Raw genomic sequence first — 24,157 nt, 5'->3', positions numbered from 1 at the left:
GAAGATGACCCCAAAGCCCCCTAAATCCCCCGGAGGGGGACTTGTTTATCGCCTTCCGGTTTGTTAAAGCCCCCCTTTGGGGGGTTGGGGGGCGTTATGAGACACCCCTTTACTTTATTTACCCCATATACGGATTTACCAACATCCGCCTCCTCCTTGCCCCCTCCGGGGGTGCGGGGGTCTACAATATCTTCAACGAGCTTAATCCCAGGATCGCGAGCACGATTCCGAGTATCCACATGCACACCACCACCTTCTGCTCGGGCATGCCCGAGAGCTCGAAGTGGTGATGGATGGGCGCCATCTTGAAGACGCGCTTTTTCCTGAGCCTGAATGACGCCACCTGAATGATCACCGAGAGCGCCTCGACCACGAACACGCCGCCCACGATCACCAGGAATATTTCCTTCTTTATCATGATGCCCACGACGCCCACGACGCCGCCCAGGGCCAGCGCCCCCGTGTCCCCCATGAAGACCGATGCCGGGTTCGAATTGAACCAGAGGAACCCAAGGCTCGCCCCGATGAGCGCCGAAAGAAACACGGTGAGCTCCGCGCTGTCCGGTATGTAGGGTATGCGCAGGTACGAGGCGATCCTCGAATGACCCGAGAGATAGCACATGATCGCCAGCACGACCGTCACGATTGCCATGTTGCCGATTGCCAGGCCGTCAAGCCCGTCGGTGAGGTTCACCGCGTTCGAGAAGCCCACGATGACGATCATCGCGAACACAACCCACATGAGCCCCATGTCCAGGATCGCCTCGTTCATGAAGGGGACGAAGAGGTCGGTCACATGCTCGCGGGCGGAGGGGTACAGGTAGACCGCGCCGGCCGCGCCTAACGCCACCAGGAACTGGACGAGAAGCTTCATGCGCGCGGGGACGCCGTTCTTGTTCTTTTTTATGGACTTGATGTAGTCGTCCGCGAATCCAAGCGCCCCCAGCAGGAGCGTGGACACGATCAGGATGATCAGGTAATGGCTCGAAAAATTCCCCCACAGGAGGATCGACGCGAGCACGGCCCCCAGGATGATGACGCCCCCCATCGTGGGCGTGCCCGCCTTGCTCTTGTGGCTCTCCGGTCCCAGGTCGCGGATCTGTTCGCCGAACTTGAGGCGCTGGAGCCCGCGGATGATGAGCCTTCCGAAAATGAGCACGATCACGAGCGCAGTGAGCGCGGCCAGGGCCGAGCGGAACGTGATGTACTTGAAGAGCCTCAGGTACGAGAGATATTCCTTGAGCGGCAGCAGTAAGTGATAAAACATATCGTTCCCCTTAACGGAGCAAGCGCTCCGCTATCTCCTCCATCTTCATCGATCGCGAACCCTTGACGAGGACCACGTCGCCCCCGCGGACGTTTTCTGCCAGGAATGCGGCCAGGTCGTCTTTCGTTTCGAAATGGTGCACGGCGCCGTTCCCCATCCCGGCCGCACGCGCCCCCTCTGCGATATGGCGCGCGAGTTCCCCCCAGGTGCACAAAAGGGCGAACCCGTTATCCGCCACCGCCTTGCCGGTCTCCCGGTGGTACCGCGGCGCCTGGTCCCCGAGCTCCTTCATGTCCGAAAGCACCGCCACCTTGCGCGCGCCGGGGAAGATTTCCTTTATGGACGCGAGCGCGGAGCGCGAGGAAAGCGGGTTCGAGTTATACGTATCGTTCACGACGGTGTATTCGCGCTGCACGACCTGTCCGCGCATGTCGACGTTCCGGACCCCGGCAAGCGCCGCCTTCATCCGGGCAGACGTCACGCCCAGCTCGCGCGCCACCGCGAGCGCGCCCAGGGCGTTGTACACGTTGTGGATCCCGTAGACGGGCGCGGCGTACTCCTCCCCGTCCAGCGTGAGCCGTATCTCGCCCGTGGAAAGGGAATACGAATCCGGCCGTATGTCCGCGCCCGCGGCGAGCCCGAAGCTCACGGGGCGAAGTTCCCGTTCCACGGCGCGTGCGCGCAGGGTGTCGGCGTACGCGGAATCGGCGTTGATGAATATTTTCGCACCGGGACGCATCCCGTTCATGATCTCGGCCTTGGCCTGCGCGACGCCCTCCACGCTACCCAGGAATTCCAGGTGCCCCTCGCCCACGTTGGTGATCAGGGCGACGTCGGGCCGCACGATCCTGGCCAGGCGGTCGATCTCGCCGGCGTGGTTCATCCCGAGCTCGATGACCGCGTGCCGGTGCCGGGGGGCAAGTCCCAGGAGCGTGCACGGCACGCCGATCTCGTTGTTGTAGTTTTTCTCGTTCTTGAGGCAGCTCTCGTTCTCGTCCAGGAGCGCCCAGAGCATTTCCTTCGTGGTGGTCTTGCCGTTAGTGCCGGTGATCCCCGCGACGACCGGGGAAAGCGCCGCGCGGTGCGAGGCCGCAAGCCTTCCCAGCGCGGCGAGGGTATCTTCGCAGCGGATGCAGGCGCAGCCGTGGATGCGCGCGGTTTCATCGTCCCCGTCCCGCATCGTCATGAACGCGTTCACGGCATGGTCGCGCGCGAGGGCGCCGATATACTCATGCCCGTCGAAGCGCTCGCCCCTGAGCGGAACGAACAGGCCGCCGGAGCCGGGGTCGCGGGAATCGGTGCTCACGCAGGATATGCGCGTGTCCGCACCGCCCTGCACGAGCCTTCCGCCGCACATCGCGGCGACGCGGCCCGCGGTGGATTCGAACGGGACCCTCATCCCGCCTCCCTCTCGCGCATGAACGCGCGCGCGATCTCGCGGTCGTCGAAATGGCGCTTAACGGTACCCGTGATCTGGTAGTCCTCGTGGCCCTTGCCGGCGATCACGACCAGGTCGCCCGGGCGCGCCATGAAGATCGCTTCCCGTATCGCCTTTTCACGGTCCGGCTCGATCTCGAAATTCTTTCCCGTGATTCCCGCGAGGATGTCGCGGATGATCGCGTCCGGCACCTCGGTGCGGGGATTGTCGCTCGTGACGATGACCCGGTCGCTAAGCCGTGACGCGATATCGCCCATGAGGGGACGCTTGGTCCTGTCGCGATCCCCGCCGCACCCGAACACGGTGATGAGCCTCCCCGCCGCCAGCTCGCGCGCCGATTCCAGGAGCTTCTCGAGCGCATCGCCCGTGTGCGCATAGTCGACGATCGCGCTGAAGCCCATGCCGGAGCGCACGCAGTCGAAGCGCCCGGGGATCGATTCGACCTTCTCGAGCCCGCGCACGATCGCGTCCCAGGGCAGGCCCAGCGCGTGGGCCGCGCCCAGCGCGCACAGCGAATTGTACACCTGGAAGGTCCCCGGCACGCGAAGCCGGATTTCCGCCCCCTTCACCGGGCGGGCGAGCGCGTAGCGCACGCCCTCGATCGTGTTGACGATGCTCCCCGGCTCCACCGCGTACGCCGCCTCCCCCCGCGCCGACAGCGCGTGCACCGGGTAGGTATACGCGCCGCTCCCGGAGAGGATGCGCGCGCCGTACTCGTCGTCCGCGTTCACCACGCCCGCCTTCCGCTCCTTGCCGCACGCCTGCACGAGCGCGAAAAGCCGCTTCTTCGCTTCGAAGTAGTCCTCGAAATCGGGGTGGAAGTCCATATGGTCGCGTGTGAGGTTGGTGAACACCGCGACATTGGGCTCGATATCGTCCGCGCGGTTGAGCTTGAGCGCGTGCGACGAAACTTCCATGACGACCGTGTCCACACCGTCGCCGGCCATGGCGCGGATAAGCTCCTGGAGGTCCTTCGATTCCGGCGTGGTATTGGGGGCGGCCACCGATTTCCCGCGCCACCGGTAATCGACGGTGCCGATCACCCCGGGGACGCGGCCCGCCTCCCGGCAGATCGATTCGAGCATATAGGTGATGGAGGTCTTCCCGTTTGTGCCGGTGATCCCGATCACCGTGAGCCCCCGGGCGGGAAAGCCGCAGAACGCGGCCGAAAGGCGCGACAATCCCGCCCGCGTGTTCTCGGCTAGAAGGAGCGCAACCCCGCGTCCCCCCGTGCGGGCAAACTCCGTCGCACGCGAGGCCGACACGAGCACCGCAGCCGCGCCGCGCCCGATAGCGTCCTCGACGTACGCGTGGCCGTCGCTCTGAAATCCCTGGATGGCGGCGAAGAGGGAGCCCGGCTGCACCTTCGAGGAATTATACTCTATGGAAGAAATTATCCGGTCCGCGCCGCAGTCCGCGCGCAGGACCATGCCGCCGCAGCGCTCCAGCAGCGCATCCAGGTCAACGGGCGCAATTTGATTTTTCCCTGTCATTTCCCTTTCTGCTTCACGGTGATCACGTCGAAATCCTGGGGACCCAGGTACCTGAGCCCCGCCCCCTGCGCGTATTTCTCTATCCTGTCGAGTCTGCGCATCCGCTCTATCTCGTAATGCAGGCGGTCGTTTTCCTTGACGAGCTGCTTCTCGATCCGTACGCCCCTCCGGTATTCCATCTTCATCTTCATCACCTCGATGTTCTGCCACACGTACAGCACCACGAAGACAATGATGGTAACGACTATTCCTATATATCTCGTAACGGCCTCCGTCAAATCCCGACTCCCGGGGGGATGCGCATTCTCCTGAACCGGAGGATATATATCCTCCGCTACGCCCCCGGATGCGGCAATTTCTCGCACACCCTCATTTTCGCGCTGCGCGCGCGCTTGTTCTCCGCCGTCTCCGCTTCGCCCGGAACCAGCGGCCTTTTGGTCAGGATCGATATCATGGGGGCCACGGTGCATGCGCAGCGCGGCGGCTCGTTGCCGCACACGCACCCCCGGGCCATGCGCCGGAACTCGGTCTTGACGATACGGTCCTCGAGCGAATGGAAGGAGATGGCGATTATCCGCCCGCCGGGGGCCAGGAGGCTTACGGCCTCGCCCAGGGTGGTGCGGATCGCTTCGAGCTCGTCGTTCACGACAATGCGCAGGGCCTGGAACACGCGGGTCGCCGGGTGAATGTTCTTCACCCGGTAGCGCGCCGGAATGGCCCCCACGACGATCTGCGCGAGCTCTTTGCTGGTGCGGATGAGCTTGCTGTTGCGCTCCCGGATGATCGCCCTCGCGATGCGCCGGGCCCAGCGCTCCTCACCATACACCTGGATGATTTCTGTCAATTCTTTTTCCGGGAGGGTATTCACGAGCTGTGCCGCGTCGCGTTCGCAGGAGTCGTCCAGCCGCATGTCGAGCGGCTCGTCGTCGCGGAAGCTGAATCCCCTGCCGCTGCGGTCGAAATGGTACGACGATATGCCGAAATCATACAGGAAGAGCCGCACCCGCCCCCGTGCGCCCTCCAGGTGGCTCGATACGTGCGCGAAATTGTCGTTGATAAGCGTCACAGAACCCAGGGGCTCCAGCCTTGGACGCGCGACCTCGAGTATCTGCGCATCGCGCTCGAAACCGGTGAGGGCGATACCGGGAAAGTTTTCAAGGAGCGCCTGGGAATGCCCGCCCTCGCCCACCGTGCAGTCGACGAGCATGTCGCCGCCGGAGGCCCCGCGCGCGAACTCGAGCACCTCGTCCAGCATCACCGGCCGATGGGCGAAATCCTCGCGGGAGATGTCCTCGTTATGTCGCATTGAATATCGGACCCCTTAAAACCCCAGCTCCCCGGCGAACGAGTTCAGGGACTCGCCGTCCGGCCTGTAGCGGGCGTACAAGTCGCTCGCCCATATCTCTACCCTGTTGTAAAGCCCCAGGATGATCACCTCGCTCCCGATTTCCGCGTATTCCTTCAGGTGCTGGGGGATGATGATCCTTCCCTGCCGGTCGAGCTCGCAGTCGGCGGCGCCGCCCATGAGGAAGCGCAGGCGCATCCGGTTCTTGGGGTCCGCCTGCGAGAGGGGCACGAGCCTGGTCTCGACGAACTCGCGCCAGTCGTCCTGCCGGAAGGCCATGATGCACTTATCGAAGCCGTGGGTGAGGATGAGGGTATTGACGATGCGCTCCTCCCCGAAGGCCTTGCGCAGCCTCACGGGGATCGCGATTCGCCCCTTTTCATCGATAGATGGGCGAAATTCACCCATGAACATGCGGAAACCCCCCTATTTCGGCCTCAACTCGACACAATTCAACACGAATCCCCACTTTTCCCCACAGAGAAACACAATGAGACATAACTGTCAAGAAAAAAACGCCTATATAGGGGTAATTGGCCTGTTAATCATTAATTTCCTTCCATTTTCCCGAAATCGGCGGTGACCGGTTTCACGTGCGGGAAAACGGGCGGCAGACGGTCACACGGCAGCGACCGGGGGGTCCGATATTACGGGCCGGCGGACGAGCGTATCGGCCCGCATCGAACGCCTCGCCGGGGTACGCGCCGGCCCTCCGAAACACAAACGCCCATTGACGCCGATTCGCTTCCAGCGCATTACACTATACACTACGGGTCACACCGCCAAGAGTCCCGCTTCGCTTGGGATCACTCGCGGATATCCTCGCCATGCATTGTTATGCCTGTGAAGGCGCGGAAACGCTTCCGCGCCTTCACAGGCATATTTCTGGAAAAATTTCTAAATCTGCTGTTTTTCCGAAAGATGTCACACCGGCTTAGAGTGTGACATTTTCCGGGAAGATGGGCGTGCATAGGCATACCTCTGCCTTGGTTTGGTGTGCGCGCGTAACTGAGATGCTTAATGTGAGGCGGTGCGGCGGAGTATTTTCGTGGGTGAGGCTCTTTCCGGGTGGTTTTCGGTGTCCCCCCAGTAGAATTCCCAGCACAGTATGCCCCCTGTGCTCCTCTGGCCGATGGCATAATGGGGGAACCGAACATAATTATGCCTTCCAGCTGAATCGTGCAGCAGCTCGTGCAGGTAGCGCTTCGTCGCAATGGCTACCAGATGCGCGACCGAGAACCGGCTCAACTTACGGAAATCCGACGCAAACTCATTCTCATTCTTCCTGAAGCAAATAGGAAAACAATGCCAGCGCTTCAGAGGATCACGGGGCTGATACTTCACCAAAGTAAACCCTCCCTGAAACCGATCAATATCGCGCAAAACGCGCTTCAGGAGCATGATGACGACCGCCTGGCGGCTTGTTTTGAGCTTTGCCGCGGCAAGGGCAATATTCACGAAGACGATGTGGCTCATGTTTATAGAAGTGCGAAGCATTCCGTATCCTCCGGGGCAAAACTGAGCGTCCAGAGTGAATACGAACGGGACATGGAAAATATGGACGGTTTTCCCGGCTATGAGCCGGGCGCCCGAAAAATAATTCACACCCCCGGCTTCGACGTTTCAAAGCAGTGTTTTTTGCTTGACGCTCGCCCCGATCTGGCGAATTGGTAGTATCAGAATTGCCGCGGGTGTAATTCAGTGGTAGAATTTCAGCCTTCCAAGCTGATAGCGTGGGTTCGATTCCCATCACCCGCTCAGACGCGCCTCACCGGTCTCCGCACCCATCCTGCGATCCCCTGGACTGTTTGATCATCAACCCAATAGTGTATCGGCACCGCGCGCTTTTTGTCGTTGCGAACGGTTGCGTCTGGGCCGGGGGTGCGGCACCCCAGGTGAAGGGAGCGCCTTTCCTCGGCGTCTACCCCGCACCCAGCATCGCGCGCGCCGTACGCACCGCGTCGGATGCGTTGGGGGCGTAGCCGTCCGCGCCTATGGTTATGGTATCATATATTCAGTATTTTGTAGAGCTGCACGGATTGTTCGCCAATGGTTTTCAAAATGTCGCGTCTCCACCGGGGATGAATTGAAGCGAGTATTTTTTTCATGTTCATCGCTCTATCTTCAAGACGAACCAGGTACTCTCCCAGTTGTACCGCAGCGGCAAGGTCCTTTTCCCGTTTTTCCGGTTTTGCACGCTTTCCGCTTATCAGGAATTTGTGAAGAACATAGGCCTCCGCAGCCGCAAGCCTTACCGGTATCGTTTTGTAGGGTAACGTTTCAGTGTTTTCCTGCAGCATGAGGAGATAGCGCAGGCCCTGGGCATTGATGTGAAGTTTCTTAATGTCATGCGGCTTGTCCCGACCCCTACCCGTTTCCGAGACAAGAAATTCGACTTCGAGTTCGCGCCGAATATATTTTGTGAAGTGCTCGACCGGGGAAATCACCAATGCGAAGCCTAACGACTCCAGGAGCTCGGATATATTGATGTCCCTGGTGATCTGTCCATGGTGAGGAATCAGGAAATCGATATCGGATGTGATGAGGGCGGGTATTTCTTCAGGATCGCCGAATGCAAACCTGTATAAGTGCTGGCACCAACTGCCGACAAGTATGAGTGATGAGAGCGCACCCGCCTCGTTCAAGGATGCCAGGGTCGCATCGAACAGCCTATATCTTTCTTCCACCGATGGCCCTTTCTATTTCCGCGAGATCGTTTTTAATCGTTTTCAGTTTTGCCTGTAATCCCCTTCGTTCCGCTATTCGCCGCCTGAGCTTTTCTACCTCGGGCGTGGATTCTTTTCCCAGGTATTTGAAATGTATTTTCCCGCCCACTCTTTTAGCGATATAGGCATAGCGATGCCCTGAAATGTTTTTGACGGAGAGGGAGCCCGCCGGGAGAGCGGATATTTCCTGAATATACTTCTCCGCCAGGGTTTGCAATCGCTTGTATTCTTCTTCGAGGACCCCTTGTATGATTCCCATGGATAAATTACCTAACATTTTATTATTAAATTAAAATGTTAGGTAATACTTGTCAATGCAAAATTACCTAACAAGAGGGGTAATTTCAGCAATGTTAGGTAAGAGATTATTACCGGCTGGCTGCCGGCGATCCGCCATACTTGCGCGTGCTGCCAGTCCTGTGTGTACCCCTGGAAATTTCAAGCAGCACCGCCGGACCGATCGTTTAGGCGCCCCAGGTGGAGGGAGCGCCTTCCCTAGGCGTCTACCCCGCACCCAGCATCGCGCGCGCCGTACGCACCGCGTCGGATGCGTTGGGGGCGTAGCCGTCCGCGCCTATGTCGCGCGCGAACTTCTCGTTCAGGGGCGCGCCCCCCACGAGTATCTTCAGCCCGTCCCGCAGGCCCTTTTCCCGGAGCGCATCGATCACCTTTTTCATCTCGGGCATCGTTGTCGTCAGGAGCGCCGAGAGACCCAGTATCCGCGGCTTGTATTCATCCGCCACGCGCGCGAACTCGTCGGCAGTAACGTTGATTCCCAGGTCCATCACCTCGAAGCCGGCCCCGCGGAACATCGTGGCGACCATGTTCTTGCCTATGTCGTGCATGTCCCCGGCGACCGTGCCCAGGAGCATCTTCGCGCGCGCGCGACCGCCCGCGCCCGGCGACGCGAGATGCGGCTCGAGAAGCGCGAGTCCCGCGTTCATGGCACGCGCGGCGAGCAGGACCTCGGGGATGAACACCTCCTGTTCCTTGAAGAGGTTCCCGATCGTCTCCATGGCCGCGATCATCGCGTCCAGGATCGCGCCCGCGCCGGTTCCGCCATTCAACAATTCATCGATCCGGCGCGCGACGGCGTCCGCGTCGCCGTCCAGCACCCCCTGGTAGACGGAGGCAAGTTCCGCCGCAAGCGCCGGTGTTCCGGGGGAGGCGCTCGTTTTTTCCGCCGGGGCCGCGGACGGCAGCGGCCGGAAGGTGCCGGCCTTCAGGGGAAGCCTGCCCTCCCGGTCGACCCTGTCGGCGATGCGGCGCAGGCGGTCGAACACCGCGTTGGGCGGCACCGAATCCGCGACGCCCAGCACGATCCGGTCTCCCGGCGCGATCTCTTTGAATAGCATGTCCAGGTAGGCCTCGAACTCGTCATTGGTCGCGGTCTCCTCGAGGAGGATGCATTCGGGAATGCATCCGAACAGGACGAGCTTCTCCCTCCAACGCCGGTAGTATTCGCCCACGGTCACCCTGGTCATGGGATGGGGCGTGATGGACTCGGCGATATGCACGCCCGAATCGCGGACCAGGTTCATGAGCCCGAAGTTCTCGCCGTCGGTGTGCGTGGCGACGAGCTTTCCCTTCGCGCCCAGGCGCTCCCCGGCCTTCCTGAGCCAGGGCATGATCTCGTCGCGGAAAAAGGGCGGGTAGGTGATCGTGTCGTCGTAGTTCGCGCCCCACATCACCACCGCGGCAGGAGAGCCCTCCATGATCTCGAGAACGCGGTCGTAGTAGAGCTCGATTTTTTCGGCGAGGGCGCGCATGAGGGATCGGTTGTCCTTGTACTCGAAATAGAATTTGGTGGGATCGATAAGCTCCTTCTGGATCAGGTGCAAGGGCGAGGCCGCGAGCGACGGCCCCCCGGCCGCCACGACCCCGTCGTCGCCCGAGGCGTCGCGGTAGCGCGTGAACCCGTCGTAGTGGGGCTCCACGCGAATGTGCTCGAAGATGTAGCCGGCGACCGCGTAGTCCTCCGGCTTCTTGATTAAATGCTCCTGCGTCCACCCGAGGGAGGCGCCGCGGCGCTTCATCTCCTCCGTGAGCCCGCCCGCGGTGCGCACCATGCCCAGCGGCGTGTGGTACTCGACCACCGAAAGCCCGTTCTCGTTTTTAGTCTCGACGCGCACGTCGCCCGAAAATTCCCACTTGTACACCGACTGGTCGAAGCTGAAAAGCCCTATGGATCGGTGCAGGATGTCCTGGGGCCCGCGAATCATGGTCGCGAAATCCGGCACCATCCGGTAGATCGCCCACCCCTCGGCGCGCGCGACCTGGTCGTGAGTTTTGCCCGCGTACCCTGCCGGGAGCGTCCCCTTGAACGCGTTCGACAGCCACCAGAGATCAAGGCGCGGGACGAAGGGAATCACGTCGACCATTTCCCCCTTCAGGACCCTGAGAATTCTTTCGCGGTTCGTCATTGCATTCCTCCGTGGAGAATTTTTTTGTATGTGCTGCGCCGATATCGCCCGCCGCCCGGATGAACGACCCGGCCGCGCATCGGCCCCCGAAAAAACGAATCGCGGGCCTATGGATCACATCGCATGGTTGCCGGGAATACGCCCCCGCTACATCGCGTAGAAGATCGTATAAATAGGCCACAGGAGCACGTTCGCGACGATGCGAAAGAAGGTCCAGCGATCCTCGAGCGGAAGGCGCTCCGCGACCGCGGGCACGCGCCGGATCGTGCCGGTCCCCCGCTGGTACCAGTACGCGGTGCTCGACCAGTCATCCGAGCGCCGGTTCGCGTGACCGTGCTCGATCGTGACGCGTATCGATTTGCCGAACGGCACGGGATCGAGCACGTGGTAGCGGTAATAGGTTATCTTTGACGCCCAGTTGACGCCGCCGGGAAGGATGATCCCGTGGAACGGGGCGTTGTATTCCTGCGTGGGGCAGAACGCGCCGGAAAAATAGTCCTCGGTCCCGGTGCCGTGTATCGCGGGCGGCCAGGTCTCGCCGTCCACGAAGATCATGTCGTCGCCCTCGCCCGGCCAGTCCCAGTACCACGAGAGCTTCTGGTTGTGGATGTTCACGTTGCAGCCCACATAGTTGCCCTCTCCGCGCGCGTCAAGGATGACGTAATTATCGTCGCCGGAGGTGTTCGTCCCCGCGTCCTGGAACTCCATGGGCCCCATGCCCTCGCCGGATATTCCCTTCGTGACCGCGCGGTTCCACGACGCGTGGAAGCGGAGCGCCTCCCCGTCCGCGCGGGTGTGCTCGTCCCAGTCCACGTAAAAATAGAGCTTGATGCCCTCGTCGCACTCGTTCGTCACCTCGATCTTCGCGCCGCGCGCGAAGGGCATGGGGAACCAGCAGTTGAAGCCGGTCCCGTTCTCGGGGCTCATCTGCAGGGGCGCGCTCGTGAAGTTATGGCTGATGCCGTGCCCCATCCCGAAAAAATCGCCAATAGGCGCCTCGACGGCGGGGCTCGCCGCGCCGTCCCAGTACATGCGGACGAGGATCTTCCGGAGATAGTGTTCCTCCGGCCTCCCGTCCCTGCCGGCCGGGCCGATCGTGCACCAGATGTGCCGTATGCAGCCGGGTGCCTGGGTTTCCGCGATCGTCCTCGTCCCGCCCGGGGCGAACCTCCAGCTGTCGCTGTTGCCGCCGCTCCGGTCGTAGCTCGAGAATCTCTTCCGGACGAAATCGCGCGCATAGGGCAGCGATCCCAGGCCGCCCTCCCTGCCGAACACGGGCGCCCCCTGCGCGAGCGCCCCGCCCGTCTCATCGGGTGCGATCGCCCATAAAATCGCGAGCGTTCCCGCCAACATTATTTTTTTCATGGCATCCCTCCGGAATTGACTTTTACCTGGGGCCGGTCCCGACCCCTCACGCGCCGCTGTTCATTACCCAATCACAAAAACTGCCTCAGAAGGCCCCCTAAATCCCCCGGAGGGGGACTTCAGCAATCGGCAGAATATGCATTTCCTACCATTGGCAGATGTCGTTGCCCCCCCGCGGGGGGTGTGGGGGGAGTTTTTCAACTTGTGGGTAATGGGTAGTACAGGCCGGACCATGAGCGGAGTATATACCGCGCCCTGCATGGAGTCAACCACGACACCCGGAGGGAATTCGCCGCCTCCAATTATCTTTGCTGACAGCGACGCATACCTATGGTAAGAATAAGGGGGTCCGATACAACTGTCCGGAGATCATCATGCGCCTTGAAAATACCGAGCTCGCGCTCATCGCCCGCACGATACGGACGCTCGCCATGGATGCCGTCGAGGAGGCCCAATCCGGGCATCCCGGCATGCCCATGGGATGCGCCGATATAGCCGCGGTTTTATGGACGGAATTTCTCGCGTATCGACCCCATGACCTCTCCTGGCTCAACCGTGACCGGTTCGTGCTCTCCGCGGGTCACGGATCCATGCTCCTGTACGCAATGCTGCACCTCGCGGGCTGCGGAATGAGTATCGAAGATCTGAAAAACTTCCGGCGCTTGGGGAGCAGGACGCCCGGCCACCCGGAGCGAGGAAAAACGCCGGGGGTGGAGGCTACCACCGGGCCGCTCGGGCAGGGTTTCGCGAACGGTGTGGGCATGGCGATCGCGCGGGAGCTGCTCCTGAACGAGTTCCCGGAACTGGAGGGGATACTGGACCACCGGGTGTTCGCCCTCGTGAGCGACGGGGACATCATGGAAGGCGTGAGCGCCGAGGCGGCCTCGCTCGCCGGGCACCTGGGGCTGGGGAGCCTTGTCTACATCTACGACGCCAACGGCATTTCAATAGAAGGAAGCACCGCGCTCGCCCTGGGCGAGAACGTGCGCAGTCGATTCGAGGCGTACGGGTGGCACGTCGAGGAGGCGGACGGGCACGATTACGCGGACATTGCGCGCGCGCTGGCCGCCGCCGTCGCGGAGAAAACCCGGCCCTCGCTCGTCATCACCGCGACCAGGATCGCGAAGGGCGCAGCCGCCATGGAAGGCGATGCCCGCACGCACGGCGCGCCGCTGGGCCCGGACGAGGTGGCAGCCACGAAGCACGCGATGGGACTTGATCCCGCCGGGCGCTTTTTCGTCCCCAAAGAGGTCTACAAGCTTTTCCGCCGCAGGGACGCCGAGCTTCGCGAAACGTACGATGAGTGGGACGCCCGCTTCGCACGGTTCACCACCGGTCCCGTGGGGGAACGCTGGAAAAGCTATACCATTCTCCCGGACGCGCAGGCCCTGCGTGCCGGCCTTCCCGCGTTGGACGACACGCGCCCCATCCCCACCAGGGAGGCGAGCGGCAGGGTCCTGGAGCGATTGTTCGGGCTCGTCCCGAACCTCGTGGGGGGATCAGCGGACCTGGGGACGAGCGTGAAGGCGTATGCGAAGGGGTACGGGGAATCGGGCAGGAACAGGATCGGGCGCAATATTCACTTTGGCGTCCGGGAACACGCCATGGCGGCCATCCAGAACGGGATCGCCTGTTACGGGATGCACATCCCCTACTCCTCCACGTTCTTCATCTTCATGGATTACATGCGCCCGTCCATGAGGCTCGCGGCGCTGCAGGGTCTCCGGACGATATACCTCTTCTCGCACGACTCGCTGTTTCTCGGGGAGGACGGACCCACCCACCAGCCCGTGGAGCATCTCGCCGCGGCACGCGCGATCCCGAACCTTCACGTCGTGCGTCCCGCCGACCCGCGCGAAACCGCCGAGGCGTGGATACACGCCCTTCACCGCGCCTCCGGGCCCACGATGATCGTCCTCACGCGCCAGGGCGTGCCGACTATCGCGGATGGGACGCGGGCGCAATTCCTGCACCGGGGGGCATATATTTTAAAGGAGCCCGACCGGGGGCCGGACGTATTGCTTCTCGCCTCCGGTTCGGAGGTTTCCCTGGCCCTCGCGGCCGCGGACCTGCTTGCGGGAAGGGGTGTGGCCGCGCGGGTCGTCTCGTTCCCCTGCTGGGAGCTTTTTGACGCGCAGGGGGAGCATTACAAAAAGGAGGTGCTCAAGCCCGGGATCCCCCGCGTGGTGATCGAGGCCGGTTCACGCATGGGCTGGGAGCGCTTTGCGGGGACCGATGCGCTCTATTTCACCATGGACGGGTTCGGGGAATCCGCGCCCGAGCGCGCGCTCCGGGAGCGTTTCGGATTTACCGCGGAGAATATCGCAGAGCGGATACATAGTTATGTACGCACCAGGCAGCGGGAGGGGGTCCCTTGACCAGCCGTATCTGCGGGTTGTCGCGGCGGAGGTTGGGGAATATTAAACGGGGCGGCGGAGCCAGTGCAGGGCCCTCACTCCGACCGCATAATAACCTTCACCATGTCCCTGATCTGGTCGTTCTTTGCGTAATTATTGAGCGTAATGATAAGTGCCCGGTTGACCGGCTGGTTGCGGTTTCCCAGTAACGATCCGGATGCGGTCGCGATGTCCTCCGCCAGATACATTCCCTCGCGAAGCCGGTGTATCGGCAATTCTTTGGTAAGGTACACCTTATTGCTCTCACCCTCGCGCAGCATTCCGGTTTCCAGGATTGAGAGCATCGCCGGATCATATAATCCCTGCCGCTTCTTCATCTCATACAGTGCGTTAATCTCATCGAGACCCCGGTTCATGAGCCTGCAATAATCGTTCGCGATTTTCAGAATCCTGGAACCGGGAGGAAGCTGTTCCCCCGTGAGACCATCTATCGATATGCCGCCGCCCTCGTAATGATTTTCCTGGTACTTGATGATCTCCGCAACCTTCTCCATGCGCGGGATGTTTTTGATCATTTCCGAAGCGATGACGGTATGATTATTGAACATGACGCCTTCATCCTCGCTGAGCGTCACGCCCTGGTACGCGGACTTGAGCACCGCGTCGGGGATGGTCACGCAGCCTATCTGCGACAGCAGCGCGGCGATTTCGATCTGCCACGTATTTTCGGCCTTCAGGGCGGAATGCATTTTCCTGGCAAGCGCCCTTACGCGCATCGACTGGTTGAAAACCAGGGGTTTCGCGAGCGCGAGCAGGTCGGTGAGCACCCGGATGCTTCCGCCCAGGGTCTTCCCCAGGAGTTCCCGCTCGGCGGTGATCAGTTCGTACTGGCGGATGCCGGTGTTGATGACGGCGATCAGGTCTTCGGGGGCGCAGGGCTTGGTGAGGAACCGGAATATTTTCCCCTTGTTTATCAGGTCTATTATCGCCTGCATGTCGGCCTGCCCGGTGAGCATGATCTGCACCGTATCGGGTGAAAGTTCGCCCACTGCGGCCAGTAACTCCACGCCGTTCATTCCCGACATCTTGTAATCGCTCACGATGACGGGCGGGACCGTGCCCCCGCGTATCAGTTCCAGCGCGGCCTTTCCCGAATCGGCGGTGATGACGTTAAAGTGGCCTCGAAGATTTCTCATATATCCTTCGAGAACGTTTTTTTCGTCGTCAACGAGCAGAATATCCGTACCCTTCATCGCCTCTCTCCCGATTCTCCCCTTTGCCTATCGTGTCAGCGACTCGATGGCTTCCAGCAGCGCGAGGGTCTCACAGGGCTTTGTAAAATACCTGTCCACTATCGGAGACGCCTTTTCGCGCACTTCCGATTCCGACTGTCCCGTGAGGAGGACGCGCTTCGTATTCGGAAAACGCGCCTTTACCTCTTCCAGGAAATCGAGCCCGTCCCTGCCCGGCATCCGGTAATCGGCGACAACGGCGTCGAAGCTTTGTTCCTCGAGCGCGCGCAGCGCCTCGTCGCAGGTGGCGCACATTGAAAAGCCGATATCCGCGCGCTGCGCCTTGAGAACCCGCGCGATTCCCTTCAACAGGTTTTCGTCGTCATCGAGAAAGAGTATCCTCAAGGTCATCGCACCCTCCGGTTCCTGTAAAAAAATCCCTCCCGCGTGGCCATGCGCCGTTACCTCAAGTGTCCACTCCCGGACAATAACCGAAGTATCCCGGCGATATCGGCGCCGTCACACCGGAATACTACATGATCCGGATACTTATGTCCAGCAAAACCTGATTCGAGAGACCCCCGTTCGAGATGCGCCCAACCGCGCGCGGTTCTTTGTTGCGCAAAGAATCAGGGGAAGTTACGGCCGGGGAATATGTTTCGCCCCCTCGCTCAAACCGGACTTGAAAAGCCTTGAGAAGAGGTCGGGATCGAGCACGTAGAAGAGCGCGCAGGCGGCGAGGAATATGACTACCGCCAGCCACTTCGTGTATATCCCGGCGGTGCGCTTCAGCAGCGTAATCGAGAGGATGCCGATAACTATCGGTCCCGCCATCCTGACGTCGACTGCGGGAAATGAAGCGGCAAAGGAACCCAGGTACTGCATGATGTTGAGCTGGAGTTTGAAAATGATCAGCACCGCCTCCACGACGATGGCCGCCGCGATTCCCCAGGAGGCAAGCGTCGTCGTTGCCCCCTCGGTCCGATACGTTTCGTACGCGACGGCGGGGAGCATGCCCGCGAGGATTGCCAGCGGGAGCGACTTCCAGTATCCCAGTAGAGCGGCGAGTACGGCAACAGCGCTGAAGGCGAGGCATAGTACGAGCGCGTTCTTGGTGCTTTTTGCCATGGTGAACCTCTGCATAGTTATATATGAGGATATGCCGATTCATCCCCCAAAAACCTGCATAATGCAAACAAAAATTTCGTATCGGCCCCCACCCCTTCTCCATAGCCGTGCTTTTTACCGCATTGTATAAAAAATTGTTGAAAAAATACCGACCGTAGGTATTATTTGCGTATGACCAGGAAAGAGACAAAGGATAAAAGGGTGTCCGATATACTGGACGCCGCAATAACCGAGTTCGTCGACAAGGGATACGAGAGCGCCTCAATGGAATCCATCGCCGCGCGCGCAGGCATCACCAAGGGCGGGGTATACTACCATTTCAAGGGCAAGGACGATATTCTCATCAAGGCGAACGAGCGCTTCATGGAGCCCATCATCTCGTTCATGGCGGACGCCCGGTCCCTCCCCTCGCCCGCCGATGGGCTCGCGCGCTACATCCGGAATTACCTGGAATACTGGACCGGGCACCACCGCGAGCTGATTTTCATATTCCTCACCCTCACCAAGACCATGGCGGAACCCGGACTGTGGCGGCTCTACAGCGGCTACACGGCGCACTGCACCGGTTTTTTCGAGGAACTCTACCGTTCCGGGGTCCAGGCCGGCGAGTTCCGTGAATTCGACTACGGCGCGGTTTCCCTTGCGCTCATGGCCGCACTCGACGGGATCACGGCATACATAGTTATGGATGACACGCTTTCACCGGACCGCGCGATAGACTGTTACGAAGAGGCATTCATACACACCTACAGGAAAGGTCATCCTTGATGAAATCCATCTCCATAATTTCGAAACGAGGCCGTCAATAATGCCCGCGTATGAAAAACTTACCGTGTACTATTTTTCCGGAACCGGCAATTCGAGAAATGTCTCCTCGTGGCTGTCCGATATCGCCGTTGAAAGTAAAATTGAATCCCGATTAATCGATATCGCCCGCATCGACAGGCTTTCCATCGAAAAACCGGATCCCGGTTCCCTGATCGCCTTCGTCTCGCCGATACACGGGTTCAATTACCCGCCGGTGATGCTGCGTTTCATCATGCGGTTCCCGAAAGGTAAGAACAGGGTGCTCCTGATGAATACGAGGGCCGGGATGCTGGTCGGAAAATATATCACGCCCGGCCTGACGGGGATCGCGTTTTATTTATCGGCGCTCGTGCTCAGGCTCAAGGGCTACTCCATCAAGGCGATGTTTCCCGTCGATATGCCCTCAAACTGGATATCCGTGCACCCCGGCCTGAATCAGCGGACGATACGCTACCTTCATGAAAAAAATGAGGAACGGGTTGCCGCCTTCGCCCGGAGGGTTTTATCGGGAAAAAGCGATTTCAGGTCCCTGCGTGAAATTCTTCAAGATGCCGTGGCATCGCCCATTGCCTTTTTTTATTACTTCTGCGGCCGTTTCGTGTTCGCCAGGACCTATTACGCGTCGGGAGACTGTAATGAGTGTGGGGTTTGTATCGAAGGCTGTCCGGTAAAGGCGATTATCCGGCTGGATAAAAGACCCTACTGGACGTTTAAATGCGAAAGCTGCATGAAATGCATGGGCAATTGCCCGAAAAAGGCGATCGAGACCGCCCACGGCTTCATTATCGGATTCATGGTGTTTTTTTCTTCGGTAGTCTTGGTATTGTTTTACGGGTATTTTGAATCATTCTTTTTCAAAATTGAAACCGCGGCGGTCAGGTTCGTGCTGGAAACCCTTCTGATGCTCGCGCTTCTGGGTGTGTGGTATCGGCTCGTTCACTTCTTTATGCGATTCAGATTCATTGAAAGGATCATGGTCTACACTTCGCTCACAAAGTATAAGTTCTGGGGACGCAGGTACAAGGCGTTAAAGCCGGACATACGGCAGGTAAAACGGAATGCGGTACGGTAGAGACGTCCCGACGGGACGTCTCTACCGTACCGCATTCCGCAGCCGATCCTTACCCCATATTCGGCACGTTTTTCAGAGCCTGCTCGATCAGCTCCCGGGGATACTCGTAATCCTCGAGTTTTCCGGCCAGGAACATATCGTACGACGCAAGGTCGAAATGACCGTGACCGCTCAGGTTGAAGACGATGGTACGTTCCTTCCCTTCCTCCTTCGCCCTGATAGCCTCGTCGATGGCGGCGCGAATCGCGTGCGACGACTCCGGCGCCGGAATGATTCCTTCTGTCCGCGAGAAAAGTATCGCGGCCTCGAAGCACCCCTTCTGCGGCACGGAAATCGCTTCCACCACGTTCTCGTGTTTAAGCAAGCTCACGAGAGGTGACATGCCGTGGTAGCGCAGTCCTCCCGCGTGGATCGTGGGCGGGATGAATCCGTGGCCCAGCGTGTACATTTCCACGATGGGCGCCATCTTCGCCTCGTCGCCGTAATCGTACACGAACTTGCCCTTGGTGAGGCTGGGACATGCCGAGGGCTCCACGGCGAGGATGCGGACCTTCTTGCCGTTGATCTTGTCCTGGACGAACGGAAAGCCTATCCCGGCAAAATTCGAGCCCCCGCCCGCACAGGCTATCACGACATCCGGATAGTCGTCGACCATTGCAAGCTGCTTTTTCGTCTCGAGCCCGATAATCGTCTGGTGGAGGCACACGTGGTTGAGTACGCTTCCCAGGGCATAGTGCGTGTCGGCGTTCATGGCCGCCACCTCGACCGCCTCGCTTATGGCGATGCCGAGGCTCCCCGGATTGTCCGGATTCGCCGCGAGCAGGCCGCGGCCCACGTTCGTGAGGGGACTGGGACTCGGCGTAACCTTCGCCCCCCACGTCTCCATCATGAATTTCCGGTATGGTTTCTGGTCATAGCTTACCTTGACCATGAAAACATGGAGATCGATGCCGAACATGTCGCACGCAAGGGCAAGGGCGCTCCCCCACTGGCCGGCGCCCGTTTCCGTTGCGATTTTGGTTATGCCCTCTTTCTTGTTGTAATATGCCTGCGGTACTGCGGTGTTGAGCTTGTGACTGCCCGCGGGGGACACACCCTCGTACTTGTAATAGATCTTCGCGGGAGTACCCAGCTTCTGCTCCAGGCGACGCGCCCTGAAAAGCGGCGAGGGCCTCCATAGCCTGTATATTTCCAGGACCTCCTCGGGGATATCGATGTAACGTTCGCCGCTCATCTCCTGTTCCAGGAGACCCATAGGAAAAAGCACCGCCAGTTCCTGGGGCGTTACGGGCTTTCCGGTCTGGGGACTGTACGGCGGGTTCAAGGGCTTGGGCAGGTCCGGAATAACGTTATACCACTGCCGGGGCATTTCCTTTTCGGGTAACAATATCTTGTACGATTCTTTAGGCATAGACTCCTCCTTTTCCCTGATATTTTCTCCCGGGGCGCCAAATTGCCGTATTCCCCGAGCACATTCACCTGGCAATAAAAAAGGGCTGCGGTTTTTTAATCCGCAGCCCTTTGGCATTCAATTCTGACGTTTCGCCTAAACGCGCCGGGAAGCACACGGATCTTTATGTCCGGTGCGCCACCCCCAAACCTGAGAAAAAATGTTGTTAACAGGTATATTCATCGCGCTCTACGTGAATCCTTTGTGTGAGTACTGTAAAGACATGCCCCGGGATTGTCAAGAATTTTTCCGGAAAAGATCTGCAATCAGGATCGGAGGGCGGTAAAATTATTTTTATTTTCCGCTCCTCATTCGTATCCATTTTGGACACTTCACTTTTCCCCAGGGGATACGGAATGCTGCGAACAAGCGCGAACATGAGGCCCGATATTCTTCACACCCTGAACGCTGCCGCCGAGCGATTGGGAAAACCCCGCCGCGAGGTGATCGTGAAGCTTCTCATGCGGATCATGGACAATATCGGGAGATTCCAGGGCGGATTCACCCTGGTGAGGTATCAGGAGCGCAATCCTGAGAAACAGTGGCGTTGTGTGGGGATTTCTTTTAAGAAGGATGAATATGAGTTCTTTTCGGATATTCGTAGGCTCTCCAAGTTCTCGGTCTCCTTTCTAATCACGATTGCGACGGAGCGGTACTTGGATGATCTGCTCAATGAGGCTGAGGAGGAGCATAACAATACAGCGTATACCCACTATACAATCGGTCAAAGGGTCGAAAATGGCATCCTTTGCTGGGAAATGTACTGGGGAGACCCCACACCCACCTTGAAAGGCGGAGGAAACACGAAAATCCACCGCCGCACCGCCTCCCTCTAGTCACTCCCGACAAGATGCACGCCCTATCCGGGGGCGAGGTGTGTCTTTCCGCCGTCCATTTCCCGGAAATAATTCACCCTCGATTTTTACCCGGCGGGGAACCGGGGACCGATACGCCTAGTCCTTTTTGCTCTTCCCGGAGTGCGGATGAAAACGCAGGTAGGTTTTCTTGAGGCGCTCCTTCGTGGTATGTGTGTAGATCTGGGTGGTCGAGATATTCTTGTGGCCCAGCATTTCCTGGACCGCGCGGATGTCCGCCCCGCGGTTGAGAAGCTCGGTCGCGAAACTGTGCCGAATCACGTGGGGGGAAACCTTCGCAAGCACCTCCGAAGCGCGCGCCCGCGCGGATACGATTCCGAAAATCCCGCGCTCCGTGATCCTTTTACCGTTATTGTTCACGAAAAGCACATCGGTCAATTCACCAAAGCGCTTTTCGCGCTGCGCAAGGTACGCGCGAATCCACCGGGCGCACTCGGCGGTAAGGAATACCACGCGCTCGCGCGAGCCCTTGCCGAACACGCGTAATCTTCCGCTCTCCAGGTCCATTCCCGACAGGTCCGCGGACGCGAGCTCCGAGACGCGCGCCCCGGAGGAATAAAAGGTTCCCAGGATCGCGCGGTCGCGGTAGTCGATAAAGCTTTCAAGCGGAAAATCGAGTATGGCGTTCATTTGTTCCAGGTACAGAAACCGCGGAATAGTGCTGCCCTTCCGGGGGAATCTGACCGCGCGGGAGGGATCGACAGGAATGAAATCGTTATAGTGGAGGTACTTGAAAAAGGATTTCAGAGTGGCGATCTTCCTCGATATCGAGGTTTTCTTGAGTCCCCGGTCGTAGCACGATTCCACGAAGGCGCGGATATCGTCGGTACGTACGCCGGATACGGGGAGGTGCGCATCGGAACCCTTCGCCGTGCCGGCGCGTTCCTCCGTGCAATCGATCAGCTCGTCGATAAGAAACGCGTTGAACTGGCTCAGGTCGTCACGGTAGGCTTCGATCGTTTTGAGACTGGCGTTCTTCTCGAACCGGAGGTGGTCGAGAAAGCGGTCTATCTCACCAATCACGGTTCGCCTCGGCCTCTGCTTCCGCCTGAGCGCCGTTTTCCGCCGCTTTCGCCTCCTCGTCAAGGAGCTCGATCTTGTACCCGCACGTTTCGTTCAGGCAAAGAAGCATTTCCCCGCGCCCCTTCACCCTCTTGGTAAAGAGGAGCTTGCCGCATTTGGGGCACGGTTTGTCGGAGGGCGCCTCGCGCGTCAGGAAGGTGCACGTAGGATAGTTCGTGCACGCGAAGAAGGGGCGCCCCTTCTTCGACTGGCGCTTCACGACGTTCCCGTCGCATCCCTCGACCGGGCATTTTCCCAGCGGGAGCGGCTTGGCGTTCCTGCATTCCGGGAATCCCGAGCAGGCGAGGAAAAATCCGTACTTGCCGAGCTTTTTCAGCATACCCCGGCCGCAGCGTTCGCACACGACGTCGGTCTTCTCGTCCAGGATGTTCTTCATCTCCTCGATGTTGACCTCGGCGTCGCTGACCGCTTTCTGGAACGGATTATAAAACTCCTGGAGCATGTCGACCCAGTTGGTGTGAGCCTCTTCGACAAGGTCGAGCTTCTCTTCCATGTTCGCGGTGAAATCGATCGATACCAGGTGCGCGAAATGGACGATCATGATCTCGTTCACCAGCCTTCCCAGTACCGTGGGCACGAGCTGGCGTCCGGAACGCGTGACATAGTAGCGGTTGATGAGCGTATTGACCGTGGGGGCGTAGGTCGAGGGCCGCCCGATCCCCGATTCCTCAAGGAACTTGACCAGCGAGGCGTCGTTGTAGCGCGGGGGGGGCGTCGTGAAATGCTGCTCGGGCGCGTACTCGACGGTCTGGACCTTATCGCCCTCTTCGATCTTGGGCAGGTCCAGCTTCTGGGTCTTGTCCTCGTTCTCGACCGCGGTGAATCCGTCGAAGAGCACACGGCTTCCCGTTGCGCGAAAGACGACGCCCTCCGCGTCCAGGGAGACCGTGCACACCTCGGATATCTCGGGCGTCATCTGCGAGGCGACGAAACGCCTCCAGATGAGGCTGTAGAGGCGGTACTGGTCCCGCGAGAGGTCCGCCTTTATGGATTCGGGGACGCGCATCACGTCCGTGGGCCTTACGGCCTCGTGCGCGTCCTGCGCGTTTTTCTTGTTCGTGTATACGTTCGGCTTTTCGGGCATGTACGCGGAATCGTAATGGGCGCCGATATACCCGCGCACCATCGACAGCGCCGATTCGGCCACGCGCGTCGAGTCGGTACGCATGTAACTGATAAGGCCCACGGGGCCTTCGCCTTTCAGGTCGATGCCCTCGTACAACTGCTGGGCGATCATCATCGTTTTGCTCGTAGTGAATCCCAGCCGGTTGGCCGCGTCTTGCTGCAGCTTGCTCGTGATGTAGGGCGCCAGCGGGTTGCGCTTCCTCTCGCGGCGCTGCACGGATTGCACGACGAACTGCTTCGATTCGATGCGCGCGAGCACCTCGTCCACTTCCAGCCGGTTTTTAAGCCGCACCTTTTTTCCGTCAATGCTGTAGAGTGAGGCCTTGAATTTTTTCCCGCCCACGGAGAACTCGGCCTGAAGGGTCCAGTATTCCTCGGGATTGAAGTTTTCGATCTCCTTTTCGCGCTCGCAGATGACCCGTAGCGCCACGGACTGCACCCTCCCGGCGGAGAGCCCCTTCTTCACCTTCTTCCAGAGTATGGGGCTTATGTTATAGCCCACGATACGGTCGAGGATCCTGCGCGCCTGCTGCGCGTTTACGAGGCTCATATCGATATCGCGCGGGTGCTCCACGGCGGCCTTGATCGCGGACTCGGTGATCTCGTTGAACTCGATGCGGCGTATGTTGTCGTTCAGCGGACGCAGGGCGTTCGCCAGGTGCCAGGATATCGCCTCGCCCTCGCGGTCGGGGTCGGTCGCGAGTAGCACGTTCGCCGACTGGGAGGCCTTCTTTTTCAGGTCGTTGAGTATCTTCGCCTTGCCGCGTATGGTGATGTACTCGGGGGTGAAGCCGTTGCCCACATCCACCGCCAGCCTCGACTTGGGGAGGTCGATTATATGCCCCATCGAGGATGAAATAACGTATTTTTTTCCCAGGTACTTGTGAATAGTCTTAGCCTTGGAAGGCGACTCGACGATTACCAGGGTTGTATCGTGTCGTACGGGTTTTTTTCCAGTTTTGGAAGGCATA

Annotated in this window: 21 protein-coding genes and 1 tRNA gene; 5 read left to right on the top strand and 17 right to left on the bottom strand. The window is 59.7% G+C overall.

Annotated elements, in window-relative coordinates:
• Nucleotides 1-181: 181 nt before the first annotated feature.
• From EPN93_09675 to EPN93_09645, 7 genes are all read right to left on the bottom strand, one after another.
• Entirely contained in the window at nucleotides 182-1,267 is a 1,086-nt protein-coding gene (locus EPN93_09675) for a phospho-N-acetylmuramoyl-pentapeptide-transferase (protein ID TAL35716.1), read from the bottom strand.
• A 10-nt stretch (nucleotides 1,268-1,277) separates the two neighbouring features.
• Nucleotides 1,278-2,666 (bottom strand): UDP-N-acetylmuramoyl-tripeptide--D-alanyl-D-alanine ligase, encoded by a 1,389-nt coding sequence (locus EPN93_09670; protein TAL35715.1) that lies wholly within the window; start codon nucleotides 2,664-2,666, stop codon nucleotides 1,278-1,280.
• Entirely contained in the window at nucleotides 2,663-4,198 is a 1,536-nt protein-coding gene (locus EPN93_09665) for a UDP-N-acetylmuramoyl-L-alanyl-D-glutamate--2,6-diaminopimelate ligase (protein ID TAL35714.1), read from the bottom strand. The genes EPN93_09670 and EPN93_09665 overlap by 4 nt, the downstream gene beginning before the upstream one ends.
• Nucleotides 4,195-4,476 carry a hypothetical protein gene (locus EPN93_09660; protein ID TAL35713.1) on the bottom strand — a complete coding sequence of 94 codons (282 nt, stop codon included), beginning with the start codon at nucleotides 4,474-4,476 and terminating at the stop codon, nucleotides 4,195-4,197. The genes EPN93_09665 and EPN93_09660 overlap by 4 nt, the downstream gene beginning before the upstream one ends.
• A 56-nt stretch (nucleotides 4,477-4,532) precedes the next feature.
• Nucleotides 4,533-5,504 carry a 16S rRNA (cytosine(1402)-N(4))-methyltransferase RsmH gene (gene rsmH / locus EPN93_09655; GenBank protein ID TAL35712.1) on the bottom strand — a complete coding sequence of 324 codons (972 nt, stop codon included), beginning with the start codon at nucleotides 5,502-5,504 and terminating at the stop codon, nucleotides 4,533-4,535.
• Nucleotides 5,505-5,519: 15 nt separating this feature from the next.
• On the bottom strand, nucleotides 5,520-5,957 hold the full coding sequence (gene mraZ / locus EPN93_09650) for a division/cell wall cluster transcriptional repressor MraZ (GenBank protein TAL35711.1): 438 nt from the start codon (nucleotides 5,955-5,957) through the stop codon (nucleotides 5,520-5,522).
• 603 nt (nucleotides 5,958-6,560) lie between these two features.
• A complete protein-coding gene (locus EPN93_09645; protein ID TAL35710.1) occupies nucleotides 6,561-7,040 on the bottom strand; it encodes a hypothetical protein in 480 nt (159 codons plus the stop codon).
• A gap of 190 nt (nucleotides 7,041-7,230) precedes the next feature.
• Here EPN93_09645 and EPN93_09640 point away from each other — a divergent pair.
• Nucleotides 7,231-7,301 (top strand) — tRNA-Gly (locus EPN93_09640).
• Between the two features lie 248 nt (nucleotides 7,302-7,549).
• Here EPN93_09640 and EPN93_09635 read toward each other — a convergent pair.
• The 4 genes from EPN93_09635 to EPN93_09620 all read right to left on the bottom strand — a co-directional run bounded on the left by EPN93_09635 (nucleotide 7,550) and on the right by EPN93_09620 (nucleotide 12,045).
• Entirely contained in the window at nucleotides 7,550-8,230 is a 681-nt protein-coding gene (locus EPN93_09635) for a hypothetical protein (protein ID TAL35709.1), read from the bottom strand.
• Nucleotides 8,214-8,528, bottom strand: coding sequence for a hypothetical protein (locus EPN93_09630; GenBank protein ID TAL35708.1), 315 nt, complete (start codon nucleotides 8,526-8,528; stop codon nucleotides 8,214-8,216). Before EPN93_09630 ends, EPN93_09635 begins: the two co-directional genes overlap by 17 nt.
• Before the next feature lie 244 nt (nucleotides 8,529-8,772).
• On the bottom strand, nucleotides 8,773-9,624 hold the full coding sequence (locus EPN93_09625; GenBank protein ID TAL35762.1) for a cobalamin-binding protein: 852 nt from the start codon (nucleotides 9,622-9,624) through the stop codon (nucleotides 8,773-8,775).
• 1,215 nt (nucleotides 9,625-10,839) lie between these two features.
• Complete coding sequence (locus tag EPN93_09620) at nucleotides 10,840-12,045, bottom strand: DUF2961 domain-containing protein (GenBank protein TAL35761.1); 1,206 nt, start codon at nucleotides 12,043-12,045, stop codon at nucleotides 10,840-10,842.
• A 386-nt stretch (nucleotides 12,046-12,431) separates the two neighbouring features.
• Here EPN93_09620 and tkt point away from each other — a divergent pair, with 386 nt between their 5' ends.
• A complete protein-coding gene (gene tkt / locus EPN93_09615) occupies nucleotides 12,432-14,435 on the top strand; it encodes a transketolase (protein ID TAL35707.1) in 2,004 nt (667 codons plus the stop codon).
• Nucleotides 14,436-14,509: 74 nt separating this feature from the next.
• On the opposite strand, the gene EPN93_09610 is transcribed toward tkt, so the two are convergent.
• The 3 genes from EPN93_09610 to EPN93_09600 all read right to left on the bottom strand — a co-directional run bounded on the left by EPN93_09610 (nucleotide 14,510) and on the right by EPN93_09600 (nucleotide 16,774).
• Nucleotides 14,510-15,667 (bottom strand): response regulator, encoded by a 1,158-nt coding sequence (locus EPN93_09610; protein TAL35706.1) that lies wholly within the window; start codon nucleotides 15,665-15,667, stop codon nucleotides 14,510-14,512.
• A gap of 27 nt (nucleotides 15,668-15,694) precedes the next feature.
• Nucleotides 15,695-16,057 carry a response regulator gene (locus EPN93_09605; protein ID TAL35705.1) on the bottom strand — a complete coding sequence of 121 codons (363 nt, stop codon included), beginning with the start codon at nucleotides 16,055-16,057 and terminating at the stop codon, nucleotides 15,695-15,697.
• Between the two features lie 228 nt (nucleotides 16,058-16,285).
• Entirely contained in the window at nucleotides 16,286-16,774 is a 489-nt protein-coding gene (locus tag EPN93_09600) for a hypothetical protein (GenBank protein TAL35704.1), read from the bottom strand.
• 171 nt (nucleotides 16,775-16,945) lie between these two features.
• On the opposite strand from EPN93_09600, the gene EPN93_09595 reads away from it, so the two are divergent.
• Both EPN93_09595 and EPN93_09590 read left to right on the top strand, forming a co-directional pair.
• Nucleotides 16,946-17,542 carry a TetR/AcrR family transcriptional regulator gene (locus tag EPN93_09595; protein ID TAL35703.1) on the top strand — a complete coding sequence of 199 codons (597 nt, stop codon included), beginning with the start codon at nucleotides 16,946-16,948 and terminating at the stop codon, nucleotides 17,540-17,542.
• Between the two features lie 40 nt (nucleotides 17,543-17,582).
• The gene (locus EPN93_09590; protein TAL35702.1) at nucleotides 17,583-18,653 is read left to right on the top strand and encodes a hypothetical protein; all 1,071 of its coding nucleotides are present in this window, start codon (nucleotides 17,583-17,585) and stop codon (nucleotides 18,651-18,653) included.
• Nucleotides 18,654-18,702: 49 nt separating this feature from the next.
• Here EPN93_09590 and EPN93_09585 read toward each other — a convergent pair whose 3' ends face one another.
• Nucleotides 18,703-20,064, bottom strand: a complete 1,362-nt coding sequence (locus EPN93_09585; GenBank protein TAL35701.1) for a TrpB-like pyridoxal phosphate-dependent enzyme — start codon at nucleotides 20,062-20,064, stop codon at nucleotides 18,703-18,705.
• A 395-nt stretch (nucleotides 20,065-20,459) separates the two neighbouring features.
• On the opposite strand from EPN93_09585, the gene EPN93_09580 reads away from it, so the two are divergent.
• Nucleotides 20,460-20,939 carry a hypothetical protein gene (locus EPN93_09580; GenBank protein ID TAL35700.1) on the top strand — a complete coding sequence of 160 codons (480 nt, stop codon included), beginning with the start codon at nucleotides 20,460-20,462 and terminating at the stop codon, nucleotides 20,937-20,939.
• A gap of 117 nt (nucleotides 20,940-21,056) precedes the next feature.
• Here the strand turns inward: EPN93_09580 and EPN93_09575 are convergent, their stop codons facing one another.
• Together EPN93_09575 and topA are read right to left on the bottom strand one after the other, a co-directional pair.
• A complete protein-coding gene (locus EPN93_09575) occupies nucleotides 21,057-22,064 on the bottom strand; it encodes a tyrosine recombinase XerD (protein ID TAL35699.1) in 1,008 nt (335 codons plus the stop codon).
• Entirely contained in the window at nucleotides 21,991-24,156 is a 2,166-nt protein-coding gene (gene topA, locus EPN93_09570) for a type I DNA topoisomerase (protein ID TAL35698.1), read from the bottom strand. The genes EPN93_09575 and topA overlap by 74 nt, the downstream gene beginning before the upstream one ends.
• Between the last annotated feature and the right edge of the window lies 1 nt (nucleotide 24,157).

The sequence above is a fragment of the Spirochaetota bacterium genome (assembly GCA_004297825.1).
In the GTDB taxonomy this organism is placed as follows: domain Bacteria; phylum Spirochaetota; class UBA4802; order UBA4802; family UBA5368; genus FW300-bin19.
The sequence above is the reverse complement of the archived record's forward strand: the minus strand, read 5'-3'. Positions and strand labels throughout refer to the sequence as shown.

Bases quoted from the DNA above. Each gene is read 5' to 3' on its own strand.
- EPN93_09665 (TAL35714.1), bottom strand. From the start codon at position 4,198: ATGACAGGGAAAAATCAAATTGCGCCCGTTGACCTGGATGCGCTGCTG.
- topA (TAL35698.1), bottom strand. From the start codon at position 24,156: ATGCCTTCCAAAACTGGAAAAAAACCCGTACGACACGATACAACCCTG.
- EPN93_09580 (TAL35700.1), top strand. From the start codon at position 20,460: ATGCTGCGAACAAGCGCGAACATGAGGCCCGATATTCTTCACACCCTG.
- EPN93_09645 (TAL35710.1), bottom strand. From the start codon at position 7,040: ATGCTTCGCACTTCTATAAACATGAGCCACATCGTCTTCGTGAATATT.
- EPN93_09595 (TAL35703.1), top strand. From the start codon at position 16,946: ATGACCAGGAAAGAGACAAAGGATAAAAGGGTGTCCGATATACTGGAC.
- mraZ (TAL35711.1), bottom strand. From the start codon at position 5,957: ATGTTCATGGGTGAATTTCGCCCATCTATCGATGAAAAGGGGCGAATC.
- EPN93_09625 (TAL35762.1), bottom strand. From the start codon at position 9,624: ATGCTATTCAAAGAGATCGCGCCGGGAGACCGGATCGTGCTGGGCGTC.
- EPN93_09590 (TAL35702.1), top strand. From the start codon at position 17,583: ATGCCCGCGTATGAAAAACTTACCGTGTACTATTTTTCCGGAACCGGC.
- tkt (TAL35707.1), top strand. From the start codon at position 12,432: ATGCGCCTTGAAAATACCGAGCTCGCGCTCATCGCCCGCACGATACGG.
- rsmH (TAL35712.1), bottom strand. From the start codon at position 5,504: ATGCGACATAACGAGGACATCTCCCGCGAGGATTTCGCCCATCGGCCG.
- EPN93_09670 (TAL35715.1), bottom strand. From the start codon at position 2,666: ATGAGGGTCCCGTTCGAATCCACCGCGGGCCGCGTCGCCGCGATGTGC.
- EPN93_09605 (TAL35705.1), bottom strand. From the start codon at position 16,057: ATGACCTTGAGGATACTCTTTCTCGATGACGACGAAAACCTGTTGAAG.
- EPN93_09620 (TAL35761.1), bottom strand. From the start codon at position 12,045: ATGTTGGCGGGAACGCTCGCGATTTTATGGGCGATCGCACCCGATGAG.
- EPN93_09630 (TAL35708.1), bottom strand. From the start codon at position 8,528: ATGGGAATCATACAAGGGGTCCTCGAAGAAGAATACAAGCGATTGCAA.
- EPN93_09610 (TAL35706.1), bottom strand. From the start codon at position 15,667: ATGAAGGGTACGGATATTCTGCTCGTTGACGACGAAAAAAACGTTCTC.
- EPN93_09585 (TAL35701.1), bottom strand. From the start codon at position 20,064: ATGCCTAAAGAATCGTACAAGATATTGTTACCCGAAAAGGAAATGCCC.
- EPN93_09675 (TAL35716.1), bottom strand. From the start codon at position 1,267: ATGTTTTATCACTTACTGCTGCCGCTCAAGGAATATCTCTCGTACCTG.
- EPN93_09600 (TAL35704.1), bottom strand. From the start codon at position 16,774: ATGGCAAAAAGCACCAAGAACGCGCTCGTACTATGCCTCGCCTTCAGC.